This window comes from Polaromonas sp., assembly GCF_012927415.1.
Taxonomy (GTDB): domain Bacteria; phylum Pseudomonadota; class Gammaproteobacteria; order Burkholderiales; family Burkholderiaceae_C; genus Polaromonas.
The window spans coordinates 1-10,431 of record NZ_JABBPF010000155.1; the positions used below are offsets into that span (position 1 = coordinate 1).

A 10,431-nucleotide genomic window follows, 5' to 3' on the forward strand; every position below is an offset into this window, starting at 1 on the left:
GCTTTTTTAGTGGCCGAGCGCAAGCTGGGTCTTACCGATGCGGCCGGGCGGCGAGAAAAGCGATTCGAGCGTGTCGGTGAAATTCCGTTTACGTCTGAACGCAAGATGATGTCCACCCTTGAGATCGATCACGAATATGACGACCAAGTGGTCATCGTCACCAAAGGTGCGCCAGACGTGCTGCTCCAACGGTGTACCCAGCTTCAGTCAGTCGCGGGAACCGTCCCGCTGGACGACGGTCGGCGAGCGCAGATTCTGCTCGACGTCGATAACTTGTCCGATGCAGCACTGCGCACACTGGCTGTTGCTTACCGCCCCCTGAGCGCAAACGAGGACCCGAAAAACACGGCGGCTCTGGAGCATGACCTGATTTTTGCGGGCATGGTCGGCATGATGGACCCACCCCGTGAAGAAGCGGGAGTAGCCATCACCCAAGCGCGCCGCGCAGGCATCCGGGTCATCATGATCACAGGTGACCACCCGCGTACCGCTGCACGCATTGCTTCAGATTTAGGAATCACCGACGCAGCCGATGGCTCAAGGGTAAAGGCGCTGACCGGACTTGAACTGGATGCACTGAGCGACGCCGCTTTTACAGACGCTGTGCGTACAACCTCGGTTTACGCCAGAGTGTCGCCCGCACACAAACTGCGCATCGTGAGCGCACTTCAGGCAGACGGCCAGGTCGTGGCCATGACAGGTGACGGGGTGAATGATGCGCCTGCACTCAAATCTGCCGATATCGGTATCGCCATGGGCATGACTGGCACCGAGGTCACCAAGGAAGCGGCCAAGGTGATACTGGCCGATGACAACTTTGCCACCATCGTTGATGCGGTGCGCGAGGGCCGCAGCATCTTCGACAACATCCGCAAGTTTTTGCGTTACCTGCTGTCGTCCAACATGGGCGAGGTACTGACCGTATTTCTGGGTGTGGTCGGGGCCAGCGTGATTGGCTTGACCAATTCAACCAGCGGGGCTGGCACCGCGGTCGTACTGCCACTGTTGGCAACGCAAATCCTGTGGCTCAATCTGATCACCGACACCTGGCCCGCCCTGGCCATTGGCATTGATCCCCCGACAGGTGACGTGATGACCCGCAAACCACGTCACATCAATGAGCGTGTGATCGACGCCCACATGTGGGCGGGCGTGTTCGAGATTGGCGTTGTCATCGCTGTAGTCGCCCTGCTGACGATGGATATGTATCTGCCGGGCGGGCTGATCGAGCTGATTGAGGGAGAGGGCGACCTGGTTACCGCCCGCACGGCAGGCTTTACGGTACTGGTGATGGCGCACTTGCTGCAGTGCTTCAACGCAAGGTCAGAGACCACCAGCGCCTTTGCGAACCTGTTCACCAACCCGTGGCTTTGGGCTGCGGTCGCGCTGTCTGCGTCGCTGCAAGTAGCCGTCGTCAATATAGCCTTTCTGAACGTCGCTTTTGGCACCGTACCGCTGACGCTAAGCCAGTGGCTCACATGCATGGCAATGGCCAGTGTGGTGCTGTTGTACAGCGAGCTGCGCAAGCTGGTGATGCGCGTCTTGATCAGGCGACGCGGCACTGCGAATAGCGATCTGGTCAAGGCTACAGGACAGGCACCTGCGCCCTAGCTGATCATCTTCTCAGGGAGAACTTATGAAATTGCTCAACACCAAAGACCACTACGGGTGGGTTTCAATCGCGCTTCACTGGTTGACGCTGCCGCTACTGGTGGCGGTTTGTGCCTGTATCTTGCTCGGCGATATTTTCCCAAATGGCAACTGTGCCAGGGCGGCACTGAGGACTTGGCACTTCATGCCGGGGCTAACCGTCGTCGCACTGGGGTGGGTGCGCCTGACGGCAAAGTTGATCAGCCCTGTCCCTATCGTTGTTCCGCCTATTGCGCGGCGGCAGGAGCGGGGGTTAGGTATTCCCCATGCAGATACCATTTACGGTTGAGCAGTTTTACGGCGTCTTCAGTGCGTGCAACATGGCTATTTGGCCCGCGCAAATCTTTCTACCTGGACTTGCTTTGATCGCAATCGCACTGCTGGCTGCACAGCGCCGCTTTTCAGGCGTGGGCATCTCAGGCATCCTCGCCTTTCTGTGGGCTTGGCAGGCTCTGGCTTACCACCTGGCGTTTTTTACCGCCATTAATCCGTTGGCTTATGTGTTTGCCGCGGTGTTTTTTGCCGGTGCCATCGTCTTCTTTTGGCAAGGTGTGGTTCGCCGCAAACTTGATTTCAAGGTGCTCCCTGGCGGGCGCAAATGGGTAGGTCTGAGTCTTATTGTGTTTTCACTCGCCGTATACCCGGCATGGTCTTACTTCGCTGGCCACCGCTACCCGGCTTTTCCCACTTTTGGACTGCCGTGCCCCACCACGCTATTTACCATTGGTCTGCTTGCATTTCTGGTCAGGCCATATTCGCGCAGCCCCTTCGTAGTCCCCGTTTTATGGTGCCTTGTGGGCAGCCAGGCCGCGTTTTTGTTGAGTGTTCCCGCAGATTCAGGGCTTGCCGTGGCAGGTGTTGTTGGCCTGGTACTGCTTGCGCAGTCAAAAGGCGCGGCGTTCGGCCCGGGCCGGGTCTTGTGAAGCACTCGCCGAAGCAGCGTTTGGCTTTTTTCGCTTAGGTAAGCGGAGGCCAGTCCCCATCATGAGCCCGTTAAAAATAGTACTGCGAAGCGTCATTGCTGCAGCCGTTGTCATCGCAGCCTTTTGGACAGGGTGGCGCTTTGATAGCGACATCAAGGCGGCTCGTACCCGCGCTGCACAAGGCAGCATTGTGGTTGCGACACGCTGCGGCTCGATCGAATACCAGCAGGCTGGCACAGGGACGCCGCTGCTAATGGTTCACGGCAGCGGTGGCGGGCACGACCAGGGAATGGCTTTTGCGGGCACGTTGGCACAACGTGGCATTCGGGTGATTGCCATGTCGCGCTTTGGCTACCTGCGCACGCCGATGCCGCTTGACGCATCCCCTGCCGCGCAGGCCGACGCGCATGTTTGCCTGCTGGATGCGCTGGGGATTAAGCAGGCGGCGGTTCTAGGTGGCTCGGCCGGTGCGCCGTCGGCCATGCAGATGGCCATTCGGCATCCCGATCGTGTCATTGCGCTGGTGTTGCTGGTTCCGCTGGCCTACAAGCCCAGTGCAGTGGCCAATTCTGCACCGCCGCTGTCACCTTGGGCTGAAAAGTTGCAAAGGTGGCTAATCGAGTCAGACTTCGCGTTCTGGACTGCGCTTCACGTCGCGCGCGACCAGGTGCTCAAGGTGGTGCTGGCCACACCGCCTGAACAAGTGACGGCTGCAAGCGCGCTGGAACGCGCGCGGGTCAACGCCATGCTGGACAACATCCTGCCGGTGTCCGCACGCGCGGCGGGTTTGCGCAGCGATACGGCCATCGGCAAAAACATGCAGCGTATGCCGCTGGAGTTGATTCGCGCGCCGACGCTGCTCATCAGCATGCGTGACGACGGCTACGGGACGTATGCCGGCGCGCAGTACACTGCCAGCCAGATTGTGGGCGCAAAGTTTGTGGGATTCGAGCAGGGCGGCCATGTCTGGGTCGGGCATGACGCCGAGGTACAGGCGGAAATCTTGAAGCTTCTCCTTGCGCAGGCCCAACCATGAAGCGCCAGGGCTGGCTGCGGCGCCGCCCGCTGATCGGCACTTCGCACTGACGTACGGCATCGGTTGAAGCGGCATGCTGATCCTGCCCATCGCCAGAGGCCTCGGCCGGGCCGGCCGCAGCCGCTGAAAACGGGCCTCATGCAACTCGATTGAACGGGTTTTTCGGCACCCTGCCCGCTGGCTTTTCAAAATCTGCCAATGGCCGGTTTCTGGCTCGGCTTGGTGTGGGCGCTACGGCGCCTGCTGGCCGACTTCCGCAACAACGTCAGCACCATGTGCACTGGCTGCTTGGCCTAGTCAGCCTCGACGCACCCCGTTGCCCCGACTCACTTGCCGCCGCGCAGCCGCTCGATCAACCCGTTGAGCTCGTCCATCGACGAGAACTGGATTGCCACCTCGCCGACATCTTCGCGCCGGCCATTGCGTTTGACCTGCTTTTTCACGCGCACTTCAACCTCGGCCATTAGCAGATCGGCCAACTCTTCTTCGACACGACGGGTGTCGCGCGACTTTTCCCTGGCGACTTTATGGGGCTTCAGCGAAAATTCCGCGCTGAGTTTCTTGACCAGGCTTTCAGCCTCGCGCACCGACATCTTTTTGGCGGCGATCTGGTTGGCGGCGGTGATCTGCGTGGCACGGTCCAGCGCCAGCAGCGCCCGCGCATGCCCCATATCAATGTCGCTGGCCATCAGCATGACCTGCACCGGGTCGGCCAGATTAAGCAAGCGCAGCAGGTTGGACGCGGCGCTGCGCGAGCGTCCCACGGCTTGCGCTGCGAGTTCGTGAGTGAGTCCAAACTCTTTGACCAGGCGTTGCAGACCCTGGGCTTCCTCCAGCGGGTTGAGGTCTTCCCGCTGAATGTTTTCAATCAGCGACATGGCCGCTGCAGCCTCGTCGGGAACGTCGCGTACCAGCACCGGGACGCTGTCCAAGCCCGCCAGCCTGGCGGCCCGAAAGCGCCGTTCGCCGGCGATGATCTCGTACTTGCCGTCGTTGTCCCCGCTGCTCAGGCGCCTGACCAGAATGGGCTGCATGATGCCCTGCGCCTTGATGGACTCGGCCAGCTCGTAAAGCGCGCCCTCGTCCATGCGGGTACGCGGCTGGTACTGGCCCGGCACGATGTCGGAAAGCCGCAGCGATGTCGACAAGCCGGGGCTGGTCGCGCTGCTGTTGGCAGGGTCGGCGGCGTCGGACGCTTCGTTGGCTTTGGGGCCAAGCAGGGCTTCGAGGCCGCGACCCAGGCCCTTTGGTTTTTTGGTGACCATGTTCTGTGCTGTCCTTTTTTTGATTCAAATTCGCGGGTGATGGGCTGCGCTGGACCGGCTAGGCGGTAGCCACACGCATGAGCTGCAACAGCTTCTCATAAGCCTCCGGCCAGTCGCCCAGGCCACTTTCGGCGTTGAGGTGACCGTGCGGCCCTGCCGCTACAAAATCGGCGTTCCAGGCAGAAGCAAACTGGCGGCTGCGCGCCAGCGTGCAGAACGGGTCGTTGCTGCTGGCGAACAGCACGCATTTAAACGGCAGCGCGCGCAATGAAGGCGCCGACCAGCCAGGCAACGATTGCCGCATCTCGTCACGTTCGATATCCGGCGGCGCCACCAGCAAAGCCGCCTTGACGCGGTGCCCGTTGCGGGAGTGAGCGGCCCAGGCCGCGGTCTGCAGGCAACCCAGGCTGTGAGCGACCAGCACGGCCGGTTCATCACAGTCCATCAACACCTCCTCAAGCCGCGCAATCCAGTCGCCACGCAGCGGCCGTAGCCAGTCGTGTTGCTCCACGCGCGTATAGCCGTGGGCGAGCTCCCAGCGACTTTGCCAGTGCCCGGGGCCGCTATTTTGCCAGCCGGGGAGAATTAGCACATTGGCAGGTTTCATGGCTTGTTTGGATTCAGTCGACTTAGGTAATGGTGGTAGTCTGCTATTATTTTAATAGCTATTAAATACCGTACTCATTGGACCACGGGCCGTTTTTATAGCGAACCAGAGTTTTTTACATGCCCTGGATGCGTTCCACCATTTCTTCGGCGAACGCGACAAAGGCCTGCGCGCCCTTGGAGGAAGGGTCAAACACAACGCCCGGCAGCCCATAGCTTGGCGCTTCGGCCAGCCGAACGTTGCGCGGGATCACGGTATTGAACACCTTGTTGCCAAAATGCCCCTTGAGCTGCTCGCTGACCTGCTGCTGCAGCGTGATGCGCGGATCAAACATCCCGCGCAGCAGGCCGATGATCTGCAGGTCCTTGTTCAGGTTGGCGTGAACCTGCTTGATGGTGTGGACCAGGTCGGTCACGCCTTCAAGCGCAAAATATTCACACTGCATCGGCACCACCACGCCGTGCGCCGCGCACAGGCCATTGAGCGTCAGCATGGAGAGCGAGGGCGGGCAGTCAATCAGCACAAAATCGTAGTAGTCGGCAACGGCGGCCAGCGCCTGCTTGAGACGCCTTTCGCGCCGCTCCAGCGAGACCAGCTCGACCTCGGCGCCGGCCAGCTCGCGGTTAGCGCCCAGCACGTCATAGCCGCACCCACCGTCGATCAGTTTCTGGCTCTGCACGCGGGCCTCGGCGATGGTTGCCGATTCAAGCAACACGTGCGCTTGTCTACGCCTGAGCCCATGGTGGCGTTGCCCTGCGGATCAAGGTCAATCATCAGCACCCGCTGTCCCACCTTGGCCAGCCCGGCTGCCAGATTGACCGTGGTGGTGGTCTTGCCCACGCCGCCTTTTTGGTTGGCAATGCAGAATATTTTGGCCATGCTACTTTTATTGTTGTTCTGTTGAGTAAAAACCGAAGGCTTGCCAGCCTGCGCAGCCTAGCGCGAAATCGCCAGCTTGATGCCGAAGCCGATCAGGAACATACCCGCCGCCTTTTGCAGCATGCCCGAGATCCTTGGATTAGCCCGCAATCGTTCGGCAAGGGTGTAGGTCAGCAGGACAGCCACCAGACCGTAAAGAAAAGTCAGCACCGCAATGGTCGCGGCCATCACGCCAAAAGTTTTCAGACCCTGGTGATGGGCCGGATCGACAAACAGGGGAAAAAAGGCCAGATAAAACACAATCGCTTTGGGATTGAGCAGGGTAATGAACAGGGCCTGGCGAAAATAGTGGTGTGGTTTGATCTGCAAGATCGGCGCGCTGCCGGGTTTTGCCAAAAGCATTTTGACACCCAACCAGGCGAGATAAGCCGCGCCCAGCCATTGCACCGCCTTGAAAGCCGCAGGGTAGGCAGCCATCACCGCTGAAACACCTGCCACCGCAGCCCACAGCAGAACCTGGTCACCGGCGATCACCCCAAAGGTTGCACCCATGCCACCGGCAATGCCGCCTTTGCCGGTTGACGTAATGAGGGCAAGATTGCCAGGACCGGGAATCGCCAGAAAAATGATGATGGCGGCGACAAAGGCACCGTAGTCGGCAACACCGGCAAATGAGCCCAGCATGAAGTATCTTCCCGAAGTTGAAGCCTGAGTTTACGACAGCGCGTGCGAATGAAGTCATGTTTCGCAGCTTGCACGCCCGGCAAAGCCAGTTTGAAGCGTCATTTTCCGATGCGAACCAGCGCTAGCCCGGGGGTGTTTGTCGCAGCCACAGGATGCAGCGCTCGGCGTCAAGCCCTGGCACATGGAGTTGTTCCACGTGAAACAACCCGACCGCCGCCGACAAAGCAGCCAGCTCATCCGCCGGATGTTTGCCCTTCATGGCCATCCAGACGCCGCCGGGCGCCAGTGCGCCGAGGGACCACTGGGTAAAATCTATCAGCGAGGCAAACGCCCGAGAGCAGACCACGTCGAAAGGCTGGGTAATGGACTCCACCCGCGCGTGCAACCCGGTCAAGTTGGGTAATTTCAGGGCAAGCGCAGCCTGCTTGATGAACGCTGCTTTTTTGGCAACCGTATCAACGCAGGTCACAGCCACACCCGGGCAACAGATCGCCACCACCACGCCCGGCAAGCCGGCGCCCGAACCGACATCGAGCAACCGACCGCCTTGCTCCAGACCAGCGCCTCGCAGGTAACGCAGCAGGGGAAGAATCACCGCGAGGCTGTCCAGCAAATGATGCGTCATCATTACGGCCGGATCACGCACCGCCGTCAGGTTGTAGACCTTGGTCCATTTACCAATCAGCATCAGATAATCAAGCAACTGCCGGACTTGCTGGTCATTCAGTTCAAGTTGCAGCGCGTTCAGTCCGGCGCGCAAGTCCCGTTCAGCACCGGGCATCAGACATCAGCCGCTGCAGCGGGCTTGAGCGGCACGGTATTTTTCCAGAGATTCTTTTTGAGGTGCACGAGCAACAGCGAAATCGTTGCCGGCGTAATACCCGAAATGCGCGACGCCATTCCCAGGGTTTCGGGCCGGTGCTTGGCCAGTGTCTGCCGCGCCTCGAAGCTCAGGGCTGAAACCTGCAGGTAGTCCAGATCAGCCGGCAGCTTCAAGTTCTCGTAATGCGAAGCACGCTCCACTTCGACTTTTTGCAGGTCAATATACCCCGCATATTTGGCCGTGATCTCGATTTGCTCGATCACGCTTTTAACCAATTCTGCAGCCAGGACTGTTTCACGTGAAACATCCATTTCTCCCACAGGAATGTCGGGGTTGGCATATTTTCCATCGCTGAGCGACATCAGGCTTGCGTAATTTACGTCAGGACGGCGCAGCAAATCTGCCAAATTGTATTCACGTTCAATCGCTTTGCCCAAAACCCGTTCGGCCTCGGCAACAGGAAGATTATTGGGGTTGATCCAGATCGCTCGCAGTCGCGCTGTTTCACGTGAAACAGCGTCGCGCTTGCGGTTGAAAGCATCCCATCGCAAGTCATCAACCAGGCCCAGTTCCCTGCCCTTTTCGGTCAAACGCATGTCGGCGTTGTCTTCGCGCAGCATCAGACGAAACTCGGCCCGGCTGGTGAACATGCGGTAAGGCTCGGTGACACCCTTGGTAATCAAATCATCGACCAGCACACCCAGATAGGCTTCGTCGCGCCTTGGCAGCCAGGCGTCCTTGCCCTTGCACAGCAGTGCCGCATTGATACCCGCGAACATGCCTTGCGCCGCCGCTTCTTCATAGCCAGTCGTGCCATTGATCTGGCCGGCAAAAAACAGGCCGGCTAGGGCGCGGGTCTCAAAGCTGGTCTTGAGCGAGCGCGGGTCAAAGTAATCGTATTCAATCGCGTAACCGGGACGCAGGATGTGGGCGTTTTCCATGCCGGCCATCGACCGCACCAGTTGGTACTGGATGTCAAACGGCAAGCTCGTTGAAATGCCGTTGGGGTAAATCTCGTGCGTCGTCAGACCCTCTGGCTCGAGAAAGATCTGGTGGCTGTCCTTGTCGGCGAAGCGGTTGATCTTGTCTTCCACGCTCGGGCAATAGCGCGGGCCGACGCCTTCAATTTTGCCGGTGAACATGGGGCTGCGGTCAAAGCCCGACCGGATGATGTCGTGCGTGCGCTCATTGGTATGGGTGATCCAGCACGGCATCTGCTGCGGATGCGCTATCGCCCCGCCCATGAAGCTGAACACCGGCACAGGCCCCGGTGCGCCACCCGGCATGCCGTCACCCGGCTGCACACCGCATTTGCTGAAGTCAATCGAGCGGCCATCGATGCGCGGCGGCGTGCCGGTTTTCAGACGCCCTTGCGGCAGCTTGAGTTCTTTCAGGCGGGCGCTGAGCGACACCGCCGGCGGATCACCAGCACGGCCCGCCGGGTAGTTGTTCAGGCCGACGTGGATCTTGCCGTCCAGAAAAGTCCCGGCAGTCAACACCACAGTACGCGAGCGGAACCTGATGCCGACCTGCGTCACGGCGCCCACCACCCGGTCGCCCTCGACCATCAGGTCATCGACGGCCTGCTGGAACAGCCATAGATTGGGCTGGTTTTCCAGCCGGTGGCGGATCGCGGCCTTGTATAAAATCCGGTCGGCCTGCGCCCGCGTGGCGCGCACAGCCGGCCCCTTGGAGCTGTTCAGGACACGAAACTGGATACCGCCCTCGTCAGTCGCCAACGCCATCGCGCCGCCCATCGCATCGACTTCCTTCACCAGATGACCCTTGCCGATGCCGCCAATCGACGGATTACAACTCATCTGGCCCAGCGTTTCGATGTTGTGAGTCAGTAGCAGGGTCTTGCAGCCCATGCGGCTTGCAGCCAGCGCGGCCTCGGTGCCGGCATGGCCACCGCCCACCACGATCACGTCAAACTCCTGGGGATAAACATAAGGCGAGTGCATCACGCCTCCTTCAATAAAGCGGCCTTCAGGCCAGATGCCTGTGCGCCATGAAATTACCCCCGGCTTGAACGTTTGGATTGGCTGAACTTTCCTTTGGGGCAGATCTCTATTTTATCAGTGAGCTCAAATGCTACGATTTTTATAGCTAGATGGCCCCACTCCTTTGCGGCCGTGATCAAAATTCATTCAAAACCCGGCACCAGGCAGCGCGCCTTGCGTAACCGGGCAGACAGTTGCCGGAGGCCGGGTTTTGCAGCACACTCAAACATACCATGACCTACTTCCAAAAAATTATCGTAGTCGCCATCGTCGTGGCGATCACGCTCGCCTTCATCAAACTGTTTCGCGTCTTCAACTCGCCCGACGGCGAACGCTTCCAGCGGATGCGCACCCAAGGGCCGTTCGTGCCGGTTGATGCGCCGGCGCCAGCCCAGGAAACTGAAAGCGCCGCCAAACCTCAAGGCTCGGTGTAGCCTGGGCGGCCGGTGCTGAATATCACTTCCAAGCCACAATAAGGGCATGAAACTCCTGATCTTCGCCGGAAGCAACCGCCTGAACTCCTTCAACCGCAAACTGGCCGCCGTCACGGCCGGGCGGGCG

General features: G+C 59.8%; 10 protein-coding genes and 1 pseudogene. 5 read left to right on the forward strand and 6 right to left on the reverse strand.

Annotated features, from left to right (window positions below; genetic code table 11):
• From HHJ19_RS13085 to HHJ19_RS13100, 4 genes are all read left to right on the forward strand, one after another.
• Positions 1–1,611, forward strand: a 1,611-nt coding sequence (locus HHJ19_RS13085) for a cation-translocating P-type ATPase (RefSeq protein ID WP_296908104.1), incomplete at its 5' end; no start/stop codon positions are given.
• 25 nt (positions 1,612–1,636) lie between these two features.
• Positions 1,637–1,939, forward strand: coding sequence for a hypothetical protein (locus tag HHJ19_RS13090; RefSeq protein WP_296908105.1), 303 nt, complete (start codon positions 1,637–1,639; stop codon positions 1,937–1,939).
• A complete protein-coding gene (locus HHJ19_RS13095; protein WP_296908106.1) occupies positions 1,917–2,573 on the forward strand; it encodes a DUF6064 family protein in 657 nt (218 codons plus the stop codon). Before HHJ19_RS13090 ends, HHJ19_RS13095 begins: the two co-directional genes overlap by 23 nt.
• 61 nt (positions 2,574–2,634) lie before the next feature.
• Positions 2,635–3,609, forward strand: a complete 975-nt coding sequence (locus tag HHJ19_RS13100; protein ID WP_296908107.1) for an alpha/beta hydrolase — start codon at positions 2,635–2,637, stop codon at positions 3,607–3,609.
• A 326-nt stretch (positions 3,610–3,935) separates the two neighbouring features.
• Here HHJ19_RS13100 and HHJ19_RS13105 read toward each other — a convergent pair whose 3' ends face one another.
• The 6 genes and pseudogenes from HHJ19_RS13105 to mnmG all read right to left on the reverse strand — a co-directional run bounded on the left by HHJ19_RS13105 (position 3,936) and on the right by mnmG (position 9,831).
• Positions 3,936–4,874 carry a ParB/RepB/Spo0J family partition protein gene (locus tag HHJ19_RS13105; RefSeq protein ID WP_296908108.1) on the reverse strand — a complete coding sequence of 313 codons (939 nt, stop codon included), beginning with the start codon at positions 4,872–4,874 and terminating at the stop codon, positions 3,936–3,938.
• A gap of 58 nt (positions 4,875–4,932) precedes the next feature.
• The gene (locus HHJ19_RS13110) at positions 4,933–5,481 is read right to left on the reverse strand and encodes an alpha/beta fold hydrolase (RefSeq protein WP_296908109.1); all 549 of its coding nucleotides are present in this window, start codon (positions 5,479–5,481) and stop codon (positions 4,933–4,935) included.
• A 115-nt stretch (positions 5,482–5,596) separates the two neighbouring features.
• Positions 5,597–6,360 (reverse strand): annotated as a pseudogene (locus HHJ19_RS13115) (ParA family protein).
• A 57-nt stretch (positions 6,361–6,417) separates the two neighbouring features.
• The gene (locus tag HHJ19_RS13120) at positions 6,418–7,044 is read right to left on the reverse strand and encodes a LysE family transporter (RefSeq protein WP_296908110.1); all 627 of its coding nucleotides are present in this window, start codon (positions 7,042–7,044) and stop codon (positions 6,418–6,420) included.
• Positions 7,045–7,165: 121 nt separating this feature from the next.
• The gene (rsmG, locus tag HHJ19_RS13125) at positions 7,166–7,825 is read right to left on the reverse strand and encodes a 16S rRNA (guanine(527)-N(7))-methyltransferase RsmG (protein ID WP_296908111.1); all 660 of its coding nucleotides are present in this window, start codon (positions 7,823–7,825) and stop codon (positions 7,166–7,168) included.
• Positions 7,825–9,831: a tRNA uridine-5-carboxymethylaminomethyl(34) synthesis enzyme MnmG gene (mnmG, locus tag HHJ19_RS13130; protein ID WP_296908112.1), complete on the reverse strand. Its 2,007-nt coding sequence runs from the start codon at positions 9,829–9,831 to the stop codon at positions 7,825–7,827. The genes rsmG and mnmG overlap by 1 nt, the downstream gene beginning before the upstream one ends.
• Positions 9,832–10,103: 272 nt before the next feature.
• Here mnmG and HHJ19_RS13135 point away from each other — a divergent pair, with 272 nt between their 5' ends.
• The gene (locus HHJ19_RS13135; RefSeq protein ID WP_296908113.1) at positions 10,104–10,304 is read left to right on the forward strand and encodes a hypothetical protein; all 201 of its coding nucleotides are present in this window, start codon (positions 10,104–10,106) and stop codon (positions 10,302–10,304) included.
• The last annotated feature ends 127 nt before the right edge of the window (positions 10,305–10,431 follow it).